Here is a 22,563-nt window from a genome sequence, read left to right on the forward strand (position 1 = left end):
TCGAAAAAGCGGCACGGCGCGCAGATAACGGCGTTGCCCGAGCGGCAAGGCGGCGGCATAGTCCGCGGCGTCGATACGGCCCACGCAACGGGCCGGCGCAGGGAGAGTGAAATGAGAACGTTCGTGTCCAGCCAGAAAGGAAATTCCTCGCAACAGGACATGACGGTTCATGCAATCACGAACCCTGGGGGCGCACGCAGACACGCGGCATAACCCCCTCGCCTTCCGGCCGAGCGCCGGACTTTCGGCCCAGGCCCGCGCCCGGGCGCTGAAATTCGTTTCCTACTATCGGCCGCACATTCCGCTGCTCGTGGCGGATCTGGCCTGTGCAGTGCTCGTCTCGGCGACGGCGCTGTTCCTGCCGCTGTGCGCCAACTACGTCGCCCGCCAACTCGGCGCGAGCGGCGACGCGCCATTGGCGCTGAACCAGATCTACGCGGTCGGCGGGCTCATGCTGGGCCTGCTGGCGGTGCAGGTGCTGGCGACGCTGTTCGTCGACTACCAGGGCCATGTGATGGGCGCGAAGATGGAGAGCGCGCTTCGCAAGGAGCTGTTCGAACACTGCCAGACCCTGCCCTTCCGGTTCTACGACCAGACCCGGGTGGGGCAGCTGATGAGCCGGATCACCAACGACCTGTTCATGCTGGGCGAGCTCTATCACCACGGGCCGGAAGACCTGGCGATCGCGGTGCTGAAGTTCGCCGGGGCGATCGCGATCCTGGCCTATCTCGACGTGCCGCTGACCTTGATGATCGTGGCGATCATCCCGTTCGCGGTGATGTACGCCCTGCACTTCAGCGGCCGCATGAACGTCGCCCTGACCCAGTCCAAGCGGCAGGTCGGGGCGATCAACGAGCGGGTCGAGGATTCGCTGGCCGGGATCCGGGTGGTGAAGTCCTTCGCCAACGAGGACGTCGAGAACCTGCGCTTCGAGGCGGAGAACCTGAAGTTCCTCGACACCCGGCGCGCCGGCTACAAGAGCGAGGCCTACTTCTCGGTCGGGACCACCACCTTCGCCCAGCTGATCACCGTGGTGGTCATCGTCGTGGGCGCAATCCGCGTGCAGCAGGCCCAGCTCAGCATCGCCGACATGCTGACCTTCCTGCTGTGCGTGGCGGTGCTGATCGACCCCGTCCAGCGGGTCGCGAACTTCGTGCGGCTCTGGCAGCAGGGCTACACCGGGTTCACGCGGATGATGGAGATCCTGGAGACCGCGCCGGAAGTCGCCGACCGGCCCGGCGCGATCGTGCTGGATCGGCCGCGCGGCGCGCTCGCGTTCCAAAACGTCAGCTTCCGCTACGAGGAGGACGGCCCGCACGTGCTGCGCAACGTCTCGCTGGACGTGCGGCCGGGTGAGTTCGTGGCCCTGGTCGGAACCTCCGGGGTCGGCAAGACGACGCTGTGCTCGCTGATCCCCCGGTTCTACGAGCCGAGCGGCGGGGCGATCGAGGTGGACGGGATCGACGTGCGCGACCTGACGCTGAGCTCGCTCCGGCGCAACGTCGCGGTGGTGCAGCAGGACGTCTACCTGTTCGCCGGCAGCGTCGCCGAGAACCTGCGCTACGGACGGCCGGACGCCAGCGACGAGGAGATCGTCGAAGCCGCCCGGCGGGCCAACGCGCACGACTTCATCAGCGCGCTGCCGAACGGTTACGACACCGACATCGGCCAGCGCGGGGTGAAGCTGTCGGGCGGACAGAAACAGCGGCTGACCATCGCCCGCGCGTTTCTGAAGGACGCCCCGATCCTGATCTTCGACGAGGCGACCAGCGCGCTCGACAACGAGAGCGAGAAGGCCGTGCAGCAGGCGCTGGGCGAGTTGGCCCGGAACCGCACGACCCTGGTCATCGCCCACCGGCTGTCGACGGTCAGGAACGCCGACCGCATCCTGGTGCTGACCGACCAGGGCGTGGCCGAGCAGGGCAGCCACGAGCAGCTGATTGCGGCCGGCGGAGCCTATGAGCGGCTCTACCGGATGCAGGCGAGCATCTAGTTCGCCGTGTCGTCATCCCCGGTCGCGCGAGCGTGCCGGGGATCCATAGTCGCAAGTCCATCCGGCGAGGCGCGCGACTATGGATGGCCGGGACCTGACGGCCCGGCCATGACGAGCGGGTTGGATCAGCCCAGCTTGGCGTCGGCGGCAGCCAGCGCGGCTTGGCCGTCGGCCTTGAAGCCCTGGGCTGCGAGCGCTTCGGAGAGGGCGTTGAGGCACAGACGGACGTGCCACGGGGTCGCCGAGGCGCCCATCAGGCCGATGCGCCAGACCTTGCCCTTCAGCGGGCCAAGGCCGGCGCCGATTTCGAGGTCCCACTTGTCGAGCACGTAGGCGCGCACGGCGGCTTCGTCGACGCCGTCCGGCACGATCACCGCGTTGAGCTGCGGCAGGCGGTCCTTCTCGGCGACCAGGAACTTCAGGCCCAGGGCCTCGATGCCGGCGGCGAGCGCTTCATGGGTGCGGGCGTGACGGACGAGCACGGCCTGCTGGCCTTCCTCGAACAGCGCGACCAGGCTTTCGTGCAGGCCGTAGAGGGCGTTGATCGGCGCGGTGTGGTGATAGGTCCGCCCGCCTTCGCCGCCCCAGTAGCCCATCAGCAGGTTGAAGTCGCAGAGCCAGTTGCGGACCTTGGTCTTGCGGCCGGTGATGGCGTCCTGCGCACGCTTCGACAGCGCAAAGGGCGAAAGGCCCGGAGGGGCCGACAGGCACTTCTGGGTGCCGGAATAGACGGCGTCGGCGTCCCAGGCGGCGACATCGACGGTGATCCCGCCCAGCGAGGTCACGCAATCGACGACGGACAGCGCGCCGTATTTGCGGGCCAGGCCGCAGAGGGTGGCCGCGTCGCTGCGCGCGCCGGTCGAGGTTTCGGCGTGGACGAAGGCGAAGACCTTGGTCGGCGCGGCCTTGAGGGCTTCCTCGACAGCGGCCGGATCGACCGGCTTGCCCCATTCGAACTCGACCTTCACCACCTCGGCGCCGGCGCGGTCGGCCATGTCGGCCATGCGGCCGCCGAAGGCGCCGTTGATGGCGATGACGGCGCGGTCGCCCGGCTCCAGCAGGTTCATGATCGCCGCTTCCATGCCGGCGGTGCCGGGGGCGGGCAGCGGGACGCAGGCGTGGTCTGGCGCATTGAAGAGACGCGCCAGGGCGCCCTTGATCTCTTCCATCAGCTCTTGGAACTGCGGGTCCAGGTGGCCGATGGTCGGACGGGCCAGGGCCGACAGTACGCGGGGGCTGACGTCGGAGGGGCCGGGCCCCATCAGGATGCGCCGCGGCGGCTGGAAGCTCTGCATGACTGGTCCCCGTCTTTGTTGGTTGCGGGGACGCTTAGGGGATCAGGGCGGCGATGTCAGCCCAGGACGGCCATTGCAGGCCATAGATGCTCCCCCTCTGGGGGAGCTGTCCGCCTTGGCGGACTGAGGGGGACTTTGACTCACGCCTGCTTGAGAGCGGTCCCCCTCCGGCTCGCTGCTGCGCAGCGATCCACCTCCCCCACGAGGGGAGGATCTAGTGATAGATCAGCGCAGGATCCGCGACGCGATGGCGTCGCGCAGGGCGGTGTCGACGCCGAGAACTTCGGCCAGGTAGTTGTCGACCGAGCCGTGGCGCTCGACCATCACCGCGAAGGCTTCGGCGAGGAAGGCCTCGTTGACGCTGACCGCCTGGCGCAGGCCCGCGTCGTCGACGGTGACGCCGGTCAGGTCGCGGATCCAGGGGCCGAGGAACTCGACGCGCTTGTCGATGGCGGCGGCGTCGTTGGTGGCCAGGTAGTCGGCCATGGTGTCGTCGCGGTGCACGCCGGCGATGTGGTGGGTCAGGGCGCAGATCATGCCGGTGCGGTCCTTGCCGGCCGCGCAGTGGACCACCACCGCGCCCTCGGTGCTGGCCAGGGTGGCGAAGTAGCGGCTGAACAGGTCGATCATCCGTTCGGCGTGCGGCGCGGCGCGGTAGAAGCCGAGGCTGTCGTTGAAGAACCAGTCGGCGTTGACGCTGGACGCGGCCTTCAGGGCGTCGGCCCAGTCATGCTCGGGGCCGTCGATGTCGTTCTCGATCACCGCGCCGGCGAAGCCTTCCCAGCGGCGGGACGGTTCGCGCTCGCGCTCGCGGCGGCGGCGCAGGTCGACGATCACCCCGACCCCGAGGTCGCGCAGACCGGCGAGGTCGCCGTCGGTGGCGTAGGCGTGGTTGGCCGAGCGGAACAGGCGCCCCGCCTTCAGGCCGCGGCCGCAGGCGGTGCCGTAGCCGCCGAAGTCGCGGAAGTTGTCGATGGCTTCGAATTTGATCGTCGTCATGGCGGCGGATTTAGCGCCTCCCCGCGACGATTTCGAGAGGGCGCGACGCCTCAGGCCCAACCGAGCAGGGTCAGCAGCGCGAGCGCGAGCAGGCCGAGCAGCAGGAGCGACAGGCTGGCCGCGGCGATGACCCGCGGTCCGGCGCGCAGCAGGGCGCGCACGTCGGTCCCCAGGCCGAGCGCGGCCATGGCGGCGATGGTCAGCCAGACCGAGGCCTGGCCGGCGGCCTGGATCATCGCCGGCGGCGCGAGGCCGCTCGCCCGCAGGGCGGCGAGCGCCAGGAACGCGACGACGAACCAGGGGACCAGCCGGCGAAGATCGGCGCGCTCGCCGCCGCGCGACAGCAGGCCGAGCGCCAGGCACACGGGCCCGAGCGCGACCACCCGGGTCAGCTTGACCAGCGCCCCGACCTGCACGGCGGCGGCGCCGGCCGGCGCGGCGGCGGCCAGCACCTGGGGTACGGCGTAGACGGTCAGGCCGGCGAAGGCCCCCGCCGCCATGGGCGAGAGCCCGAGAAGCGCCGCCAGCGCCGGCGCGGCCAGCACCACGCCGACCCCGAGCACGGCGGTGAAGGCGATGGCGGAGGCGACATCGTCCGGCTCGGCGCCGATCACCGGGGCGACGGCGGCGATGGCCGAGTTGCCGCAGATCGAGTTGCCGGCGGCGATCAGCACCGACATGCGGCGCGGCAGGCCGAAGGCGCGGGCGATGGCGTAGCCGCCCGCCACCGAGAGCGCGACGACCAGGGCGATCCCGACCAGCATGGCGGGGCCGACCGCGGCCAGGCTGGCGGCGCTGACGCCGAGGCCGAGCAGGGCGACCGCCAGTTCGAGCAGGGTGCGGGCGCTGAACTCGATGCCGCCGATCCACCGCGGTCCCGGCGCCCAGAGGGTGCGGACCGCGGCGCCGAGCAGGATGGCGAGGACCAGCGCCTCCAGCCAGGCGCGGCCGGTCAGCCGAACCTCAACGTCCTGCAGGCCGACGGCGGCGAGGCCGAGCAACACGCAGAGCAGGACGCCGGGAAGGCGGGCGCGGATGGCGGCGGCGATGGACATCCCGCCCTTGTCCGCCTTTCCATTCAATCGATCCAACGCATTGTTATTGCCATTTCAATCCGTAATTCCAATCATAACAGCATGACCCTGGAACAGCTGCGCATCTTCGTGGCGGTGGCCGAGCGCCAGCACATGACGCGCGCCGCGCAGGCGCTGAACATCACCCAGTCGGCGGCCAGCGCCGCGATCGCGGCGCTGGAGGCGCGGCACGACACGCGGCTGTTCGACCGGGTGGGCCGCGGACTGGCGCTGAGCGAGGCAGGCCGCGCCTTCCTGCCGGAGGCCCGGGCGGTGCTGGCCCGCGCCGCCGACGCCGGCCGGCTGCTGGACGACCTGGCCGGGCTGAAACGCGGGCGCATCGACATCTTCGCCAGCCAGACAGTCGGAGCCTATTGGTTGCCGCCGCGGCTCGCGGCGTTCGGAGAGGCCCATCCGGGCGTCGAGTTGCACCTGGCGATCGGCAACACCGCCCAGGTCACCGAGGCGGTGCTGAGCGGGGCGGTCGAACTGGGGTTCGTCGAGGGCGCGGTGGAGGCGCCGCTGCTGGAGCGGCGGCAGGTCGGGGCCGACCGGCTGGCGATGGTGGCGACGCCCGACCATCCGCTGGCGGGGGGCGAGGCGTTCGAGCTCTCGGCGCTGACCGACCATCGCTGGGCGCGGCGCGAGGCCGGGTCGGGCACGCGCTCGGAGTTCGAGCAGGCGCTGCGCGGCCTGGGGGTCGATCCGAGCGCCCTGCCCTGCGCGCTGGTGCTGGCCTCGAACGAGGCGATCCTGGCGGCGGTGGCGCAGGGCGGGCTGCTGGCGGCGGTGTCGGAGCTGGCGGCGCGGCCGCTGATCGCCAGCGGCGCGCTGGTCGCCGTCGGGCCGGAGTTGCCGCCGCGGCCGTTCGACCTGGTCCGCCACCCCGACCGCCGGCCGAGCCGCGCGGCCGCAGCACTGCTGGAGGCGCTCTAGGTCCCCAGGCGCTCGATCTCTTCCTCGATCACCCGGGCGACGACGTCCGACTGCTCGCGCAGGGACACGCCCTCGCCGAGCATGCGTCCGTAGACTCCGCGGCCGGCCTGGAAGGCGGTGAGGCTGGAGGACAGCAGGATGGCGCGGACCTGGGCCTCGGTGTTGGTGCGCGGATGGCCCATGGCGCGGGCGATCAGCGCGGCCGAAAGCTCCATCCCCGGGGCCCAGAGGCGCGAGTAGAGCAGCTCGTGAGCGGGTCCCGGCACGGCGATCTCACGATGGATGAACAGCGCCCAGCTGCTGGTGTCCTCGTCCGCCAGCATGAAGTCGATCAGGCCGCCGTAGAACGCCTTGAGGGCGGCGCGGGCGGCCGGCGGCGTCATCGGCCCCTGCATCGCCGCCAGGGCCTGGCGGCCGACCTCGCCGAGCGCGGCCTCGTAGCGCAGGGCGATCTCCTCGGCGCAGGCCATGTAGAGCCCGTTCTTGTCGCCGAAATAGTAGTTGAGGGTCGGCAGGCTGGCTTCGGATTCCTCGACGATCTGGCGGGTGGTCACCGCCGCGAAGCCGTGCTGACCAAACAGCTTGGCGGCGACGTCCAGCATGCGGGCGCGCGTCTCGTCGCCCTTGCGGTAGCCGGCGGGTCGCGGATCGGGTCTGGCCGAGGTCATCGTCCATTCTCCCCCAGAAGCGGCGCGCCCCAAAGTGGGGTGAAAACCTGTCGCACGACAGACAAATTGCTATCGTCCGATAGATTTCCGTGAAACGCTGATTTCGCTGACAGATGCATGTCGCGAACGGGAGGAAACCACCCCCTCGGAGAAACTCCCGCCCTTAGGCGGACGCCTCGGCCGCAATAACATAATCATGGCCGTGAGCGAGACCGCCGTGCCGCAGGCATAGATCGAGGCTGCTCCCCCGCATTGTCTCGATCATCAGCCCCATGGCTGCGGCGAGGGCGGAGTCGGGCAGCTTGACGAGGCGGCGTGTCGCCATGTCGAGCTGCCCGTTCACCCAGGCCTCGCGATAGCGATTGGCGAACCGGCGCGCCGACAGCACCCGGTAGCCGGACGCCTGCAGCGCATTCACCACCCACTCGGCCGGATACTCGCGATAGGGCGTTTCCCCCGCGAGCAGGAGCACCGCGTCGCGCAGTCGGCCGATGTCGCGGACCGCCTGGGCGGCGGGGGTTTCGGCTTCGCCGACGATGTAGGGATCGAGCCCGACCACATAGATTCGCCGCTTCACCAGCGGCCGCAGCCGCGCGAACAACTGCGACTGGAAGTAGGGCGAGAAGCCCTCGACCGCCCCGACCAGATAGTCGGCCAGCACGGTGTCGAACCCCTCCCCCGCCAGCAGGTCCGGGTCGGTCCAGTTGCCGACGATCAGCCGGTCCTGCGGGCGCAGGCGCGCGCCGGCGCGATCGCGGACCTGCGCGCCATGGCCGGCCGAGCCGGTGACCGCGCACCAGCGGTCGGTCGGCAGCGCCGTCGACCACAGCGCCGAGTTCACGCCGGTCCCGGCGTCGAGGAACGCGCCCCACGGCGCCTCCCCCTGCAGCTGTTCGATATGGCGGAAGAGCGCGGAGGTTCTGGGAGCGGTGGCCGAGAGCATCTTGATGATTGTTATGTTATAACATAATGGACGACCCTTCAGTCATGAGCCGGGGTCCCGTAAAATGCAACTTCGAACTGTCCTACTCGCCGCCGCCAGCCTGTCGGCGGTGAGCGCCAGCGCGGCCTGGGCCGACCAATCCGGCCCCGGAACCGAGGTCGGCGAGATCGTGGTCACCGGCGACCCGCTGGGCCGCTCCGACAAGGACGTGATCTCGAGCGTGGCGGTGGTGCGCGGCCAGGACCTCGACCATCGCCGGCAGTCGACGCTGGGCGAGACCCTGACCGGCCTGCCGGGCGTGAACTCCGACACCTTCGGCGGCGGTGCGAGCCGGCCGGTGATCCGCGGCCAGACCGCGCCGCGGGTGAAGGTGCTGACCGACGGCTCGGCGCTGATGGACGCTTCCGAGGTTTCGCCGGACCACGCGGTGTCGGGCGAGCCGCTGCTGCTGGACGGCATCGAGATCCTGCGCGGCCCGAGCGCCCTGCTCTATGGCGGCGGGGCGATCGGCGGCGCGGTCAACCTGATCGACAAGAAGATCCCCACCGCCATTCCCGACGACGGCTTCGAGGGCGTCGCCGAGGTGCGGCTCGGCTCGGCCGACAACGAGCGCGCCGGCGTGGTCGGGGTGACCGGCGGGACCGGCAATTTCGCGATCCGCCTGGAGGCGGCCGGCCGCCGGGCCGACGACTACGAGGTTCCGGACTGGCCGGAGGACACGCTGGACGGCTCGTTCAATCGCAGCCGCACGGCGACGCTGGGCCTGTCGTGGGTCGGCAGCCGGGGCTATCTGGGCGCGGCCTATACCGACCAGCGCAGCACCTACGGCCTGCCCGGCCACAGCCACGAGTACGAGGACTGCCACCCGCACGGGTCGAGCCTGCACTGCGGCGGCCATGACCACGATCATGAGCACGAACATGGCGAGGGCGACGACCACGGCGCGCCGATCGTCGAGCTGAAGAGCAAGCGGGTCGACGTGCGCGGCGAGCTGCGCGATCCGCTGGCCGGGATCGAGCGCATCCGCCTGCGCGGCGGCTACACCGACTACGCCCATGACGAGATCGACGACGGCGTGGTGGCGACCACCTTCACCAACAAGGGCTATGACGCGCGGATCGAAGCGCAGCACGCGCCGATCGGCGCCCTGCGCGGGGTGGTCGGCCTACAGACCGCCCGCAGCGATTTCGCGGCGGTCGGGGCGGAGTCGTTCATCCCCAAGAGCCGCACGACCAACTCGGCGATCTTCGTGCTGGAGGAACTGGAGCTCGGCGACTGGCGGTTCGAAGGCGCCCTGCGCCAGGAGTGGCAGGACGCCCGCGCCCAGGGCCGCGTCGACACCGACCACAGCCCGTTCTCGGCCTCGGCGGCGGCGACCTGGAGGTTCGCGCCGGACTATGCGCTCAGCCTGTCGGTCGCCCGCTCGCAGCGCGCGCCGAGCGCCCAGGAGCTCTATGCCCGCGGCGTTCACCTGGCGACCAACACCTACGAGATCGGGACCGCGACCCTGGACGTCGAGACCGCCAATTCGGTGGAGCTCGGCCTCAAGAAGACCGGCGGGGCGACGACCTTCTCGGCCAGCGTCTATCGCTACGCCTATGACGGCTACATCTTCGCCCGCACGCTGGACCAGTTCGAGGACTTCCGGCTGATCCGCTACAGCCAGGCCGACGCGACCTTCACCGGGGTTGAGGGCGAGGTCCGCCACGCCTTCGCGCCGGGCCTGTCGGCGGCGGTGTTCGGCGACTATGTGCGCGCCGAGTTCGACGACGACGGCGGCGACCTGCCGCGCATCCCGGCCGGGCGGCTGGGCGTGCGGGGCGACTTCGCCCGCGGCGACTGGTCGGGGAACCTGGAATACGTGCGGGTCTTCGAGCAGGACCGCATCGCGCAGTTCGAGACCAAGACGCCGGGCTACGACATGGTCAACGGCACGCTGGCCTACGACTTCGCGGCCGGCGGCTTCGCCAGCCAGGTGTTCGTGCGCGGGACCAACCTGCTGGACGAGAAGGCGCTGAACCACGCCTCGTTCATCACCGACGTCGCGCCGCTGCGCGGCCGCAACTTCGCGGTCGGGCTGCGGACGCGGTTCTAGGAATTGCTCCCACTCAAGTCGTCATGGCCGGGCCGCCAGGTCCCGGCCATCCATAGACGCCGAGCCTGACCAGGATACGCAGGCGCTTATGGATCCCCGGCACGCGTGCGCGGCCGGGGATGACGAGACGGATGGCGGCGCGCCTTACCGGAACGGCGGCTCGTCGAAGCTGCGGAGTTTGCGCGAGTGGAGCTTGGGGCCCTCCTCGCGCAGGAGGTCCATGGTGGCGATGCCGATCTGCAGGTGCTGGCCGATGGCGCGTTCGTAGAAGGCGTTGGCCTGGCCGGGCAGCTTGATCTCGCCGTGCAGCGGCTTGTCCGACACGCAGAGCAGCGTCCCGTAGGGCACCCGGAAGCGGTAGCCCTGGGCCGCGATGGTGGCGCTTTCCATGTCGATGGCGACCGCCCGCGATTGATTGAACCGCAGCGACGACGATGAGAAGCGGAGCTCCCAGTTGCGGTCGTCGGTGGTCACCACCGTGCCGGTGCGCAGCCGGCGCTTCAGCATCTCGCCGCTCTCGCCGGTGACGGTCTCGGCGGCCCGGTTCATCGCCACCTGGATCTCGGCGATCGGCGGGATCGGGATCTCCGGCGGCAGCACGTCGTCGAGCACATGGTCGTCGCGCAGATAGGCGTGGGCCAGGACGTAGTCGCCGATGGTCTGCGAGCCGCGCAGGCCGCCGCAGTGGCCGATCATCAGCCAGGCCTGCGGCCGCAGCACCGCCAGGTGGTCGGTGATGGTCTTGGCGTTCGACGGGCCGACGCCGATGTTGACCAGGGTCAGGCCGCGCTTGCCCTTGGCCATCAGGTGGTAGGCCGGCATCTGGTGGCGGCGCCAGGCGCCGTCGGCGATCACCTGCTCGGGGTTCTCGGTTTCAGCGGTGACCAGGACGCGGCCAGCGGCCGAGAGGGCGTCGTAATGGCCTTCGCGGATCTGCTGGCAGCCCCAGCGCACGAACTCATCGACGTAGCGATGGTAGTTGGTGAACAGGATGTAGGGCTGCACGTGCTCGGCCGGAGTGCCGGTGTAGTGCGCGAGCCGCGCCAGCGAGAAGTCGGTGCGCAGGCCGTCGAACAGGGCCAGCGGCCGGGTCGGCTCCAGGCTGGCGTCCCAGAAGCCGTCGGCGATCTCGTCGCCGATATGGGCCAGCTCGGTGGTCGGGAAGTGGCGGGCGATCTGCGCCGAGCCGATGTCGGCCATCGCCAGGTCGACGGCGCCGTCCAGCACGTAGGGGAACGGCATCTCCTGGCGCGAGCGCCCGACCTCGATGGTGACGTCGAAGTCGGCCATCAGCAGGCTGATCTGCTCGGTCAAATAGTCGCGGTAGAGGTCCGGCCGGGTCACCGTCACCGAGTAGGCGCCGGGCTGCGACAGCCGGGCGTAGGCGCGCGACAGGCGCGGGTAGCTGTGGCCAGGAGGCCAGGTCAGCCGCAGTTCGGGATAGGCGAAAATTCCTTCGGCGCGGGACGCGGCGCTGGGCGGAGGGCCGCCGGCCAGGAAGGTTTTCAAGGCGCTCCGCAGAGCTTCGACGGTCGTCTGATATTCGGTATTAAGCCGCTCGACGATGGCGGCTGCTTTTTCTTCGTTGAACATGGGTCAGTTTAGCCTGCTCTTGTGCAGGTTGCGAGACGTCTCTTTCACGCTTTTGCAAAGCTATGGACGAAAGCCCCCATTCTCGGCACAAGGCCAGCTCTAGTGACGTTGGGGGACCCGCCATGAACAGACTTTTCACCGCCTTCATTGTTGGGGCGATGGTGCTCGGGGTCCTCGTCGGCTGGGGCGTGAACCAGGGTCTGAGCCCCGAACAGGCCAAGTCCGTCGCCGAAAACCTGACCATCATCACCGACGTCTTCCTGCGGCTGATCAAGATGATCATCGCCCCGCTGGTGTTCTCGACCCTGGTCGCAGGCATCGCGCACATGGAAGACGCCGCCTCCATCGGCCGGGTCGGCGTCAAGACCATGGCCTGGTTCATCACCGCCTCGATCGTCTCGCTGACCATCGGCCTGATCATGGTGCACCTGATCCAGCCGGGCGTCGGCATGGGCCTGGTCGACAGCGCCGGCCACGCGGCGGGCGCGGTCGATGCCAGCAAGCTGACGCTGAAGGAGTTCGTCACCCACCTGGTGCCGAAGTCGATCGTCGAGGCGATGGCCAACAACGAGATCCTGCAGATCGTGGTGTTCTCGGTGTTCGTCGGCACCGCCGTTGCGGCCCTGGACGACAAGGCCCCGGCCGTCACCGCCCTGGTCGACCAGATCGCCAACATCATGCTGAAGGTCACCGGCTACGTCATGAAGACCGCGCCGCTGGCGATCTTCGCGGCGCTGGCCGCCACCATCTCGACCCAGGGCCTGGGCGTGCTGGTCGACTACGCCAAGTTCGTGCTGGGCTTCTACGCCTCGCTCGGCGTGCTGTGGGGCCTGCTGAGCCTGGCGGCCATCCTGATCGTCGGCAAGCGCGCGCTGAAGCTGCTGGGCGCGATCCGCCAGCCGGCGCTGCTGGCCTTCGCCACCGCCTCGTCGGAAGCGGCCTATCCGCGGACCCTGGAAGAGCTGCAGAAGTTCGGCCTGTCGCGCCGGATCTCCAGCTTCGTGCTGCCGCTGGGCTACTCGTTCAACCTCGACGGCTCGATGATGTACTGCACCTTCGCGGTGATGTTCATCGCCCAGGCCTATGGCATCGAACTGACCATCGGCCAGCAGATCACCATGCTGCTGCTGCTGATGGTGACCTCGAAGGGCATGGCCGGGGTGCCGCGCGCCTCGCTGGTGGTGATCGCCGCCACCCTCACCTACTTCGACCTGCCCGAGGCCGGCCTGCTGCTGATCCTCGGCGTCGACCACCTGCTGGACATGGGCCGCAGCGCCACCAACGTGGTCGGCAACTCGGTGGCCGCCGCCGTGGTCGCCAAGTGGGAGAACCAGATCGAGGAGCCCGGCGAGAGCGAAGCCGCCCGCGCCTGACGCCCCTGACGGGCGCCCATTCCGGGCGCCCGTTAACGGACGATTCCGGGATTGCCGCATATTACGCGTAACCCTGATTTATCAGGACATGCGGAAGGGGGCGGCATGAAGGGCATCGTCTTGACGGAGTTTGTGGGATCCGCGGCGGATTCCATGGGCCCGGCCGGACGGCGTCCGGGGGCCTGAACCGCCGTGAACCCCTTCGCTCAACCCATCGAACCTGCGGCCCGCGACGCCGAGGCGCTGCTGATCGAGGCGCGGCAGGAGCTGCGCCAGGTCTCGGCGAGCCTGGCCGCGCGCATCGAGGAGCTCGAGACCGAGCGCGCGCTCACCATGCATCTGGCGCGGACCGACAGCCTGACCGGGCTGCTCAACCGCGGCGCCTTCACCGCCGCCCTGGTCGGGCGGCTGGAAGAGGCCCAGCGCAGCGGCGAGCCGGTCGCGCTGCTGGTCATCGACCTCGACCGCTTCAAGAACCTCAACGACAGCCTGGGCCATGACGCCGGCGACCAGCTGCTGGTCGAGATCGGCCGCCGGCTGAAGGCCGACGCCCGCGAGGGCGACGTCGTCTCGCGCCTGGGCGGCGACGAGTTCGCGGTGATCGCCGCCGGCGCCGACGCCGCCGTGCGGGCCGCCGAGCTGACCTCGGCCCTGACCCAGACCCACACCATATATGGCCGGGCGATCGCGCCTGGCGCGTCGGTCGGACTGGCGGTCTATCCGACCGATGCCGCCGACGCCGCCGACCTGCAGCGGTTCGCCGACATCGCGCTCTATCGCGCCAAGACCGCCGGCGGCAGCCGCTGGGCGGCCTTCGACGAGGACCTCCGCGCCGCCACCGAGGCCCGCAACAGCCTGGAGACCGAGCTGCGCCGCGCGATCCCGGCCGGCGACATCGTCCCCTGGTTCCAGCCGGTGGTGAACGCCGCCGACGGCCGCATCATCGCCGCCGAGGTGCTGGCCCGCTGGAACCACGCCGAGCGCGGCATGATCCCGCCCGGCGTGTTCGTGCCGCTGGCCGAGGAGCTGGGCCTGATCGGTGAACTGGACGGGGCGATCTTCCAGTCCGCCTGCCAGCGCGCCGCGCCCTGGGTGGCCGAGGGCATGATCGACACGATCTCGTGCAACGTCTCGCAGCGCGAGCTGCTGGACCCGGCCTTCTCACGCAAGCTGATCGCGCGGCTGGCCGACACCGACCTGCCCGCCACGGCGCTGACCGTCGAGATCACCGAGACCTTCCTGGTGCACGACCTGAGCCTGGCGCGCCGCCACATCGAGCGGCTGGCCTCGCGCGGGGTGCGCATCGCGCTGGACGACTTCGGCACCGGCTATTCGAACCTGCGCGCGCTGCTGCAGCTGCCGATTCACACCGTGAAGCTGGACCAGTCTCTGATCGGCGGGGTCGGCCGCGACCCGCGGGTCTCCAAGCTGGTCCGCGCCATGCTCGGCGCCGCCAAGTCGCTGGACGCCCGCATCGTCGCCGAGGGGGTCGAGGACGAGGCCCAGGCCATCTTCCTGCGCGCCGCCGGCGCCGACCGCATGCAGGGCTACCTGTTCGCCCGCCCGATGCCGGGCGATGCCTGCGAGGCGCTGATGCGCGAGCAGGCCGCCGGCGCCGAGGCGCCCACCGACCGGATCATGGCCGCCGCCGCGACCCTCCGCACGGCCGCCTTCTAGGCAATTGGCGCAGGCCGCCGGCTAGGGCGCCGGCCCGACTCGACAAACCGCTCCCCACCCCGCGAGATGCCCGGCGCCGCGCCCGGCGCGACGGCGATCAACAGCGGAGCAGGGACGATGCCGACCATCACCACCACCGACGGCGCCGAGATCTTCTACAAGGACTGGGGCTCGGGACGTCCCATCGTATTCCACCACGGCTGGCCGCTGAGCGCCGATGACTGGGACGCGCAGATGATGTTCTTCCTGGCCAAAGGCTTCCGCGTGATCGCCCACGACCGTCGTGGGCACGGGCGCTCGACCCAGACCTCGGGCGGGCACGAGATGGACACCTACGCCGCCGACATGGCGGCGCTGGCCGCGCACCTGGACCTGAAGGACGCCGTGCACATCGGCCACTCGACCGGCGGCGGCGAGGTCGCCCGCTATGTCGCCCGCCACGGCGGCGGCGGCCGGGTCGGCAAGGCGGTGCTGATCGGCGCGGTGCCGCCGATCATGGTCAAGTCGGACAAGAACCCCGGCGGCCTGCCGATCGAGGTGTTCGACGGCTTCCGCGCCGGCCTGGTCGCCAACCGGGCGCAGTTCTTCCACGATATTCCGGCCGGGCCGTTCTACGGCTTCAACCGCCCCGGCGCGAAGGTGTCGGAGGGGGTGATCGACAACTGGTGGCGCCAGGGGATGATGGGCGCGGCCAACGCCCACTACGAGTGCATCAAGGCGTTCTCGGAGACCGACTTCACCGAGGACCTGCGCGCGATCGAGGTTCCGGTTCTGGTCATGCACGGCGACGACGACCAGATCGTGCCGATCGCCGACTCCGCCCTGCTCTCGATCAAGCTGCTGAAGAAGGGCGAGCTGAAGGTCTATCCGGGCCTGCCGCACGGCATGTGCACGACCCATCCGGAGATCGTAAATCCGGACCTGCTGGCCTTCATCCAGGCCTGACGAAATCGGACGACGGGAGGGCGGCTACGCCTTGCGCAGCCGCCCTCCGCGCCCCCATATCCGCGCCCATGCACAACCACCTTCGCACCTTCATGTTGCTGGCGGGCATGACCGCCCTGTTCGTCGGGATCGGCTACCTGATCGGCGGACCGACCGGCATGGCCATCGCGCTCGCCCTCGGCGTGGCGATGAACTTCTTCAGCTACTGGAACTCCGACAAGATCGTGCTGCGCATGTACGGCGCGCGCGAAGTCGACGTGAGCACCTCCGACCCGCTGCTGCGCAACTACGTCAACGACGTCTACGAGCTCGCCGACCGGGCCAACATGCCGCGCCCGAAGGTCTATGTGATGGAGACCGAGCAGCCGAACGCCTTCGCCACCGGCCGCGATCCCGAACACGCCGCGGTGGCCGCCACCGTCGGCCTGCTGCGCATGCTGGACCGCCGCGAGATCCGCGGGGTGATGGCGCACGAACTGGCGCACGTGAAGAACCGCGACACCCTGACCATGACCATCACCGCGACCCTGGCCGGGGCGATCTCGTCGCTGGCCAACTTCGCGCTGTTCTTCGGCGGCAACGACCGCGAGCGGCCCGGCGGGATCATCGGCACCATCGCGCTGATGGTGCTGGCCCCGATGGCCGCGGCGCTGGTGCAGATGGCGATCAGCCGCGGCCGCGAATACGAGGCCGACAAGCACGGCGCCGAGATCAGCGGCGACCCGCAGGCGCTGGCCAGCGCGCTGCAGAAGATCGAGGCCTACGCCCACGGCATCGTCAACGTCACCGCCGAGCGCAATCCGGCCACCGGCCAGATGTTCATCATCAACCCGCTGGCGGGCCGCGGCGCGGACAACCTGTTCTCGACCCACCCGGCCACCGGCAACCGCGTCGCGGCGCTGATGAAGATGGTCGGCGGACGCGGCGCGCCGCCGCGCCAGCAGGACCCGATCGTCAGCGGCGGCGGCCGTTGGGGCGGCGGCTCGACCGCGGTGCCGACCACCGAACCGCGCAAGCCGCAAGGCGGCCCCTGGAACAGCTAGCGGCCTAGTAGAGGTCGTTGCGGTAGTTGGTCTCCAGGCCCTTGGCGACCAGGCCGCGATTGGTCGCCAACCGCAGCAGGGTCGCGGCCGCGCCGCGCGCCTTGTTGAGCTTCAGATGCGCGACCAGGGTCGCGGCGGGATCGATCTGCGGCGTCGCCGGCGCGCGGGTCCAAAGCCCGGCGCGCTCCAGCGCGGCGCTGGCCTGGACCGCCGGCTGCGCGCCGTCGATGACCGTCGCCAGGAGCGGCGTCTTCTCCTCCACCACGAAAGCGGCGCGGACGGCCTCGTCCCGGGTCAGGTGGGCCTGGCCGCGCAGCACGGCCACGGTCAGGGCGCCGGGGATGATGCACAGCGCCGCGACCTTGGGCTGCTCGATCATGTTGCGGTAGCCGAAGGCCAGCCGGTTGCCCGGGCGCTCGGCCAGGGTGGCGCGGTCGCCCTCCATGCGGACCAGCAGGCCCGCGGGATCGCCCTTGGGACTGATGTCGATCCGTCCCTGGGCGTCCATGGTCGCCAGGGCCAGAAAGCGCGAGGCGTCGACGAAGGCGGCGGGATCGTCGGGCGCGGCGGCCGGCCCGGGGTTCCAGAAATCCGAGCGGATCAGCGCCTTGGCGCAGTGCACGAAGCACTCCTCGACGGCGATCTCCAGTTCGGTCGCGCTGACCGCCTTGACCGCGCCGTTGGCGCGCAGGGTCTCCCCGACGCCGGGGACCAGGAACAGCACGCCGGCGCCGCGTCCGACCTGCGGCGGCGTCGCCGGAGCGATGGCGGCCAAGGGTATGGCCAGGGTCCCGGCGTTCTTGACCCGCGCAAAGCCGGCCGGGCCGCCGGCCACCGCCACGCGGGGACCATCGTCGGCGGCCAGCCCCACGAAAGCCACCGGCGAGGCGGCGATCCACTGCGCCGCCGTGACATCCAGATGGTCGATGATCTTCATCTTCACCGGCAGGCCGGCGGCGCCGATGCAGTCTTCGAGTTTGGCGATCGAGGAAATGGTGTCGGACATCGACGGCTCCTGACGAGGTCCGACCACCTTGCTCTAGTTGATATTCATTCGCAACAGCGCGATCAACGGCCCTGGAACACCGGCTTGCGCTTTTCGAGGAAGGCGCGGCGGGCTTCCTGGCCGTCCTCGCTGCGGAAGGCGCGGCCGATGTTGGAGACCTCGTAGCGGAGCTGCTGCTCCATATCGATCGACTCGTAGGACTTCACGATGCCGCGCTTGAGCAGGCGCAGGGTGATCGGCGACCACTCGCAGAGCTGGGCGCAGTACTCGGCCAGCCGGGCGTGGAAGTTCGCGTCGTCGACCGCCTCGCCGGCCATGCCCCAGGCCAGGGCCTCGGCGCCGACGACGGTGCGGTTCTCCATCATGAAGCGCATGGCGCGCTCATAGCCCATGACCTGCGGCAGGGTGATGGTGAGGCCGGCGTCCGGCGAGCCGCCGATGCGGGTATAGCCGGCCATCAGCCGCGCGCTGGAGGCGACCAGGCGCACGTCGGTGGCCATGGCCAGGCCGAGGCCCGCGCCGACGGCCACGCCGTTGATCCCGCCGACCACCGGCTTGTCGCAGCGCTTGCGCAAGGCGAGCACGAACTGGCCGACCCAGCTGATGTCGTCGAGCTGGGCGGTCATTTCGGAGTCCGGGTGGTAGGGCTCGGAACCCGAGAGATCGAGGCCGGCGCAGAAGGCGTCGCCCGAGCCGGTCAGCGCCACGACCCAGACGTTGTCGTCGCGGGCGGCCGCGTCGACCGCCTCGATCACGCCCCAGGCCAGCTGCTGGGAGAGCGCGTTCTTCTTCTCCGGACGGTTCAGGCGGATGGTGCGGACGTGGCCGGCGTCGGACGTCTCGACAAGCTTGGACATGGCGTTTCCCCTCGTTCTTGCGTTGACGCGACAATGAACGCGGTGGGAGGTGGAGGCCAGACCTTAGGGGACCGCCCATGCTGCACGACGCCGACACCCTGGCCTTCTACGACCGCGAGGCCGCGGCCTATGCCGCGCGCAAGCGAGGCGCGCCGGTGCGGCTGCAGGCCTTCCTCGAACAGCTGCGGCCGCGGGCCCGCATTCTGGAGCTGGGCTGCGGCGGCGGCCAGGACGCCGAGCTGATGAGCGCCGCCGGGTTCGACGTCACGCCCACCGACGGCTCGGCCGGACTGGCGGCGCAGGCGCAGGCGCGGCTGGGACGGCCGGTGCGGGTGATGCGGTTCGAGGAGCTGGACGAGGTCGGCGTCTATGACGGCGTCTGGGCCAACGCCTGCCTGCTGCATGTGCCCGAGGACGGGCTGGCCGACGTGCTGGGCCGCATCCATCGGGCGCTGAAGCCGGGCGGGCGGTTCAACGCCGGGTTCAAGGCCGGGTTCAAGGCCGGCGACGGCGGCGGGCGCGACAGCCTGGGCCGCTACTACAATTTCCCAGACGAGGCGCGGCTGCGGGCCGCCTATGGCGCGGCGGGCGACTGGGCGACGCTGACAATCACGCCTGGCAAGGGCGGCGGCTTCGACGGCGTGATGCGCGACTGGCTGTTCGTGGATGCGGTGAAGGGGTAGCGCGTCCCGGAAATGTCATCCCGGTTTGCGAAGCAAGACCGGGTCGCATCGATGCCTGCAGCGATCGCGTCAAGCCTACGAACATCCGGTGTTCATGGGTCCCGGACAGCCGCTACGCGGCTTCCGGGATGACACCTGAGACTTACTCCGCCGGCTCGTTGCGCTTGGCGAGCAGGTTGTCGAACGAGGACCAGACGCCGTCGGCGCCGTGCCATTGGCCCTTGGTCGCGGCCTTCGAGTACTCGGTCGAGCGGGCCTCGAAGAAGTTGGCGTGCTCGACGCCCGAGAGCATCGACTGCAGCCAGGGCAGCGGGTTCTCCTTCACGCCGTAGACTTCCGGCAGATGCAGCTGGCGCAGGCGCCAATCGGCGATGAAGCGGATGTACTGCTTGATGTCTTCCGGGGTCATGCCCTGGACCTCGCCGGCGTTGAACGCCAGGTCGATGAAGGCGTCTTCCAGGCCGACGACGGTCTTGCAGCAGTCGATGATGTCGTCGCCCACGCTCTTGGTGACCGCGCCGGTCTCCTTGTTGAACGCGTGGTAGAGCTTGATGATGCCCTCGCAGTGCAGGCTCTCGTCGCGCACCGACCACGAGACGATCTGGCCCATGCCCTTCATCTTGTTGTGGCGCGGGAAGTTCAGCAGCATCGCGAAGCTGGCGAACAGCTGCAGCCCCTCGGTGAAGCCGCCGAACATGGCCAGCGTGCGGGCGATGTCGGCGTTCGAGTCGACGCCGAACTTCTGCATGTAGTCGTGCTTGTCGCGCATCTCCTGGTAATCCAGGAACGCCGTGAACTCGCTATCGGGCATGCCGATGGTTTCGAGCAGCAGGGCGTAGGCCGCGATGTGGATCGTCTCCATATTGGAGAACGAGGCCAGCATCATCTTCACCTCGGTGGGTTTGAAGACGCGGCTGTAGCGTTCCATGTAGTTGTCGTTCACCTCGACGTCCGATTGGGTGAAGAACCGGAAGATCTGGGTGAGGAGATTGCGCTCCTTGTCGTTGAGCTTGGCCGCCCAGTCCTTGAGGTCTTCGCCCAGCGGCACCTCTTCGGGCATCCAGTGGACCTGCTGCTGCTTCTTCCAGAAGTCGTAGGCCCACGGATAGCGGAACGGCTTGTAGGCGAAGGACGGAGTGAGCAGGCCGGGCTGAGCGGACGTCGCGGTCACGGGTGCGGCTTTCGAATCTGACGGCTGGTGTTGGAGCCTATCTAGGCGCCGATAGGGCGTCAGCGAAAGGGCATATCTTGTGGTTGGGTCATCACATCACACGCAAGATGTTGTGAAACACGGGGATGAACGATGAGCGGTGAATATGTCGTCCACGGGGCGGCCGGATCGGGATCGGTCCCCGTCGAAGCCACGCTGACCCTGCTCGGCCTGCCCTATCGGGTGATCGAGAACGCGCCCTGGGCGAGCACGGCCGCCGCCGATGCGGTGGGCGAGGTCAACCGCCTGCGCCAGGTGCCGGCGGTGATCACGCCGGAGGGCGAACTGCTGACCGAGAGCGCGGCGATCCTCATCCACCTGGCCGATCGCCATCCGCAGGCGCGGCTGGCGCCGGCGATCGACGCGGCGGACCGGGCGCAATTCCTGCGCTGGATGATCTACCTGCCGGCGCAGGTATATTCGATGTTCTGGGTGCGCGACGACCCGAGCCGGCTGGCGGCCGACGCCGCGGCCGAGCAGGTGATCAGCGAGCGCACCGCCCAGCGGATCGCCGACTGCTGGCGGATGATGGACGAGCAGGTCGCGCCGGGCGACTACATCCTCGGAGAGACCGTGAGCGTGCTCGACCTCTATGTGGCGGTTATGTCGCGCTGGACCCCGCGGCGGAAGGTCTTCTACCAGGTCGCCCCGAAGCTGGCGGCGGTGGTCCGCCGCGTCGACGCCGAGCCGCGGCTGGCAAACTTCTGGGCGCAGCGCATGCCGTTCGAAGGGGCATGGGAGGGCTGAGCGCCCTCCCCGCCCGCCGGTCAGGCCGGCTCGACGATCAGTGCGACAATGCGCCGGACGACCGGCAGCAACAGCAAGAGGGCCGGAAAGGCGACGAGCCAGGAGACGCCCCAGGCCCCCATCCAGGCGGCGGGCATGGCCGGCGTGGCGCCGACGCTCTTGAGGGTCGAAATCCCCGAGACGATGAAGGTCATCAGGATGGAAAGCACGAACGGCATGACGACGCCCGCGAAACGCGCGGGCAGCCGGCGGGGAAGTGCAGGCATATGGAACTCCGTAAACGCCGCGCGATGCATCCGGCCCGTCAGGACCTTTAGCCCTCGCCCGGCTGGGCAGGGTGGATGCGTTGGCTGACGTAAACGCTTACGGAAGCACGGGACGCGCTGCGGAGCCCGTCTTAGCGAAACTTCGATATATCGCAAGTACGATCGACTGCGTCACTTCTGCGGTTTGATCGAGAAGGTGAAGGCCAGCACCGAGTCTTCCTTGGTCTCCTGGCCGAAGACCATGTGCTCGCCCTTCACCTCGCGGTGGATGTAGCCGAACGAGGTCTGCAGCGCGCCCTTGCGGTAGGCCACGCCGACATGGGCGTCGCCGACCAGGGCGCTGGACGGATCGGTGGTGAGGCCCTGGCCGTCCCAGCTGTTGCCGTTGCGCAGCACGTTGAGGCCGACCGCGCGGCCGCTGGCGGCGGCGAACAGGTACCAACGTCCCTGGTCGCCATAGGCTTTGCCGTCGCGAACGCCGAGATCGTTGAGGCGGTCCTCGACCTCGCCGTCGCGCTTCTGGGCGACGGTCAGGGTGGCGCCGGCCTCGGCCTGGCCGCCGCTGTTGGAGAGACCGACGCCCGTGTGCGGCGTGACCGCGACGTCGAGCTCGCCGGCCCTCATGCGCACCGGCGCCCAGTCACGGGTGACCGCCACCTCGTAGGCGTCGGCGTCGAACTGGGCGGCGCGCGGATCGATGTTGGCCGGCAGGCCACTGGGCGAGCGTACCGCGCCGCCGACGCTGAGCCGCAGGTTGTCGACCGAGCCGCGCTCCGTCTTGCCGAGCTGGAAGTTGTTGGTGCTCCAGCGGACCGGGGCCCCGTCGGCGGCGAACTGCTCGCGCTCGACCATGTTCGAGAAGTCGTCCTGTCGGATCTTCGGCGCCTTGTCGGGCGCGAACGTCGTCGCGTCCTTCAGTTGCATGGCGTCCGCAGGCCTCGGTGTTTGGGCGGCGACCCCCGTCGCAGCGCCAAAACTCAAGGCGATGGCCAGCCCAGCCAACAGCCTCATCAGCGATTCTCCCGTACCGCATCGTTGAGCGTGCGGCTCAACAAGCACCCTTCCATGATGATGGAATGACGCCAACGGGAAATCCGTTCCTCTGCCCTGCGTCACATCGGGTTTACACCTGAGGTGGCGCGTGAGCGGGCGCGAAACTGC

Annotated in this window: 20 protein-coding genes; 9 read left to right on the top strand and 11 right to left on the bottom strand. The window is 69.6% G+C overall.

Annotation, left to right across the window (positions count from 1 at the left end; all coding sequences use genetic code 11):
* Positions 1–169: 169 nt before the first annotated feature.
* The gene (locus AC1Q87_RS20565; RefSeq protein ID WP_492610694.1) at positions 170–1,993 is read left to right on the top strand and encodes an ABC transporter ATP-binding protein; all 1,824 of its coding nucleotides are present in this window, start codon (positions 170–172) and stop codon (positions 1,991–1,993) included.
* Between the two features lie 125 nt (positions 1,994–2,118).
* Here AC1Q87_RS20565 and AC1Q87_RS20570 read toward each other — a convergent pair whose 3' ends face one another.
* The 3 genes from AC1Q87_RS20570 to AC1Q87_RS20580 all read right to left on the bottom strand — a co-directional run bounded on the left by AC1Q87_RS20570 (position 2,119) and on the right by AC1Q87_RS20580 (position 5,342).
* Positions 2,119–3,288 (bottom strand): pyridoxal-phosphate-dependent aminotransferase family protein, encoded by a 1,170-nt coding sequence (locus AC1Q87_RS20570; protein WP_492610695.1) that lies wholly within the window; start codon positions 3,286–3,288, stop codon positions 2,119–2,121.
* A 225-nt stretch (positions 3,289–3,513) separates the two neighbouring features.
* Positions 3,514–4,287 (bottom strand): tyrosine-protein phosphatase, encoded by a 774-nt coding sequence (locus AC1Q87_RS20575; RefSeq protein WP_492610696.1) that lies wholly within the window; start codon positions 4,285–4,287, stop codon positions 3,514–3,516.
* A 50-nt stretch (positions 4,288–4,337) separates the two neighbouring features.
* Entirely contained in the window at positions 4,338–5,342 is a 1,005-nt protein-coding gene (locus AC1Q87_RS20580; RefSeq protein ID WP_492610697.1) for a YeiH family protein, read from the bottom strand.
* 81 nt (positions 5,343–5,423) lie between these two features.
* Here AC1Q87_RS20580 and AC1Q87_RS20585 point away from each other — a divergent pair, with 81 nt between their 5' ends.
* Positions 5,424–6,296 (top strand): LysR family transcriptional regulator, encoded by an 873-nt coding sequence (locus AC1Q87_RS20585; protein WP_492610698.1) that lies wholly within the window; start codon positions 5,424–5,426, stop codon positions 6,294–6,296.
* Here the strand turns inward: AC1Q87_RS20585 and AC1Q87_RS20590 are convergent.
* Complete coding sequence (locus tag AC1Q87_RS20590; protein ID WP_492610699.1) at positions 6,293–6,964, bottom strand: CerR family C-terminal domain-containing protein; 672 nt, start codon at positions 6,962–6,964, stop codon at positions 6,293–6,295. The two genes, AC1Q87_RS20585 and AC1Q87_RS20590, sit on opposite strands and share 4 nt — an antisense overlap.
* A 163-nt stretch (positions 6,965–7,127) precedes the next feature.
* Positions 7,128–7,907 (bottom strand): hypothetical protein, encoded by a 780-nt coding sequence (locus AC1Q87_RS20595; protein ID WP_492610700.1) that lies wholly within the window; start codon positions 7,905–7,907, stop codon positions 7,128–7,130.
* A 64-nt stretch (positions 7,908–7,971) separates the two neighbouring features.
* On the opposite strand from AC1Q87_RS20595, the gene AC1Q87_RS20600 reads away from it, so the two are divergent.
* A complete protein-coding gene (locus tag AC1Q87_RS20600; protein WP_492610701.1) occupies positions 7,972–10,002 on the top strand; it encodes a TonB-dependent receptor domain-containing protein in 2,031 nt (676 codons plus the stop codon).
* A gap of 144 nt (positions 10,003–10,146) precedes the next feature.
* On the opposite strand, the gene AC1Q87_RS20605 is transcribed toward AC1Q87_RS20600, so the two are convergent.
* Complete coding sequence (locus tag AC1Q87_RS20605; protein WP_492610702.1) at positions 10,147–11,595, bottom strand: AMP nucleosidase; 1,449 nt, start codon at positions 11,593–11,595, stop codon at positions 10,147–10,149.
* A 122-nt stretch (positions 11,596–11,717) separates the two neighbouring features.
* Here AC1Q87_RS20605 and AC1Q87_RS20610 point away from each other — a divergent pair, with 122 nt between their 5' ends.
* The 4 genes from AC1Q87_RS20610 to htpX all read left to right on the top strand — a co-directional run bounded on the left by AC1Q87_RS20610 (position 11,718) and on the right by htpX (position 16,633).
* On the top strand, positions 11,718–12,968 hold the full coding sequence (locus AC1Q87_RS20610; RefSeq protein WP_492610703.1) for a dicarboxylate/amino acid:cation symporter: 1,251 nt from the start codon (positions 11,718–11,720) through the stop codon (positions 12,966–12,968).
* A gap of 192 nt (positions 12,969–13,160) precedes the next feature.
* Entirely contained in the window at positions 13,161–14,645 is a 1,485-nt protein-coding gene (locus AC1Q87_RS20615) for a putative bifunctional diguanylate cyclase/phosphodiesterase (RefSeq protein WP_492610704.1), read from the top strand.
* 117 nt (positions 14,646–14,762) lie between these two features.
* Positions 14,763–15,590, top strand: a complete 828-nt coding sequence (locus AC1Q87_RS20620; protein WP_492610705.1) for an alpha/beta fold hydrolase — start codon at positions 14,763–14,765, stop codon at positions 15,588–15,590.
* A 68-nt stretch (positions 15,591–15,658) separates the two neighbouring features.
* Positions 15,659–16,633 carry a zinc metalloprotease HtpX gene (gene htpX / locus AC1Q87_RS20625; protein ID WP_492610706.1) on the top strand — a complete coding sequence of 325 codons (975 nt, stop codon included), beginning with the start codon at positions 15,659–15,661 and terminating at the stop codon, positions 16,631–16,633.
* Positions 16,634–16,637: 4 nt separating this feature from the next.
* Here the strand turns inward: htpX and AC1Q87_RS20630 are convergent, their stop codons facing one another.
* Positions 16,638–17,639 (bottom strand): pyridoxamine 5'-phosphate oxidase family protein, encoded by a 1,002-nt coding sequence (locus AC1Q87_RS20630; RefSeq protein ID WP_492610707.1) that lies wholly within the window; start codon positions 17,637–17,639, stop codon positions 16,638–16,640.
* 62 nt (positions 17,640–17,701) lie between these two features.
* The gene (locus tag AC1Q87_RS20635; protein WP_492610708.1) at positions 17,702–18,496 is read right to left on the bottom strand and encodes an enoyl-CoA hydratase/isomerase family protein; all 795 of its coding nucleotides are present in this window, start codon (positions 18,494–18,496) and stop codon (positions 17,702–17,704) included.
* Between the two features lie 77 nt (positions 18,497–18,573).
* Between AC1Q87_RS20635 and AC1Q87_RS20640 the strand changes: the two genes are divergently transcribed.
* Positions 18,574–19,179 carry a class I SAM-dependent methyltransferase gene (locus tag AC1Q87_RS20640; protein WP_492610709.1) on the top strand — a complete coding sequence of 202 codons (606 nt, stop codon included), beginning with the start codon at positions 18,574–18,576 and terminating at the stop codon, positions 19,177–19,179.
* 142 nt (positions 19,180–19,321) lie between these two features.
* On the opposite strand, the gene AC1Q87_RS20645 is transcribed toward AC1Q87_RS20640, so the two are convergent.
* On the bottom strand, positions 19,322–20,350 hold the full coding sequence (locus AC1Q87_RS20645) for a ribonucleotide-diphosphate reductase subunit beta (RefSeq protein WP_492610710.1): 1,029 nt from the start codon (positions 20,348–20,350) through the stop codon (positions 19,322–19,324).
* Between the two features lie 132 nt (positions 20,351–20,482).
* Here AC1Q87_RS20645 and AC1Q87_RS20650 point away from each other — a divergent pair, with 132 nt between their 5' ends.
* The gene (locus AC1Q87_RS20650; protein WP_492610711.1) at positions 20,483–21,136 is read left to right on the top strand and encodes a glutathione S-transferase family protein; all 654 of its coding nucleotides are present in this window, start codon (positions 20,483–20,485) and stop codon (positions 21,134–21,136) included.
* Positions 21,137–21,156: 20 nt separating this feature from the next.
* Here AC1Q87_RS20650 and AC1Q87_RS20655 read toward each other — a convergent pair whose 3' ends face one another.
* Complete coding sequence (locus tag AC1Q87_RS20655; RefSeq protein ID WP_492610712.1) at positions 21,157–21,402, bottom strand: DUF2798 domain-containing protein; 246 nt, start codon at positions 21,400–21,402, stop codon at positions 21,157–21,159.
* 171 nt (positions 21,403–21,573) lie between these two features.
* Entirely contained in the window at positions 21,574–22,413 is an 840-nt protein-coding gene (locus AC1Q87_RS20660) for a lipid A-modifier LpxR family protein (protein ID WP_492610713.1), read from the bottom strand.
* Positions 22,414–22,563: the final 150 nt, after the last annotated feature.

The sequence above is a fragment of the Phenylobacterium sp. GW823-FHT02A09 genome (assembly GCF_058797775.1).

Excerpts from the sequence above, each read along its gene's own strand:
- AC1Q87_RS20640 (WP_492610709.1), top strand. The coding sequence starts at position 18,574 with ATGCTGCACGACGCCGACACCCTGGCCTTCTACGACCGCGAGGCCGCG.
- AC1Q87_RS20610 (WP_492610703.1), top strand. The coding sequence starts at position 11,718 with ATGAACAGACTTTTCACCGCCTTCATTGTTGGGGCGATGGTGCTCGGG.
- AC1Q87_RS20630 (WP_492610707.1), bottom strand. The coding sequence starts at position 17,639 with ATGTCCGACACCATTTCCTCGATCGCCAAACTCGAAGACTGCATCGGC.
- AC1Q87_RS20650 (WP_492610711.1), top strand. The coding sequence starts at position 20,483 with ATGAGCGGTGAATATGTCGTCCACGGGGCGGCCGGATCGGGATCGGTC.
- AC1Q87_RS20575 (WP_492610696.1), bottom strand. The coding sequence starts at position 4,287 with ATGACGACGATCAAATTCGAAGCCATCGACAACTTCCGCGACTTCGGC.
- AC1Q87_RS20620 (WP_492610705.1), top strand. The coding sequence starts at position 14,763 with ATGCCGACCATCACCACCACCGACGGCGCCGAGATCTTCTACAAGGAC.
- AC1Q87_RS20585 (WP_492610698.1), top strand. The coding sequence starts at position 5,424 with ATGACCCTGGAACAGCTGCGCATCTTCGTGGCGGTGGCCGAGCGCCAG.
- AC1Q87_RS20635 (WP_492610708.1), bottom strand. The coding sequence starts at position 18,496 with ATGTCCAAGCTTGTCGAGACGTCCGACGCCGGCCACGTCCGCACCATC.
- AC1Q87_RS20600 (WP_492610701.1), top strand. The coding sequence starts at position 7,972 with ATGCAACTTCGAACTGTCCTACTCGCCGCCGCCAGCCTGTCGGCGGTG.
- AC1Q87_RS20605 (WP_492610702.1), bottom strand. The coding sequence starts at position 11,595 with ATGTTCAACGAAGAAAAAGCAGCCGCCATCGTCGAGCGGCTTAATACC.
- AC1Q87_RS20655 (WP_492610712.1), bottom strand. The coding sequence starts at position 21,402 with ATGCCTGCACTTCCCCGCCGGCTGCCCGCGCGTTTCGCGGGCGTCGTC.
- AC1Q87_RS20570 (WP_492610695.1), bottom strand. The coding sequence starts at position 3,288 with ATGCAGAGCTTCCAGCCGCCGCGGCGCATCCTGATGGGGCCCGGCCCC.
- AC1Q87_RS20590 (WP_492610699.1), bottom strand. The coding sequence starts at position 6,964 with ATGACCTCGGCCAGACCCGATCCGCGACCCGCCGGCTACCGCAAGGGC.
- AC1Q87_RS20595 (WP_492610700.1), bottom strand. The coding sequence starts at position 7,907 with ATGCTCTCGGCCACCGCTCCCAGAACCTCCGCGCTCTTCCGCCATATC.
- AC1Q87_RS20580 (WP_492610697.1), bottom strand. The coding sequence starts at position 5,342 with ATGTCCATCGCCGCCGCCATCCGCGCCCGCCTTCCCGGCGTCCTGCTC.
- AC1Q87_RS20565 (WP_492610694.1), top strand. The coding sequence starts at position 170 with ATGCAATCACGAACCCTGGGGGCGCACGCAGACACGCGGCATAACCCC.
- AC1Q87_RS20660 (WP_492610713.1), bottom strand. The coding sequence starts at position 22,413 with ATGAGGCTGTTGGCTGGGCTGGCCATCGCCTTGAGTTTTGGCGCTGCG.
- htpX (WP_492610706.1), top strand. The coding sequence starts at position 15,659 with ATGCACAACCACCTTCGCACCTTCATGTTGCTGGCGGGCATGACCGCC.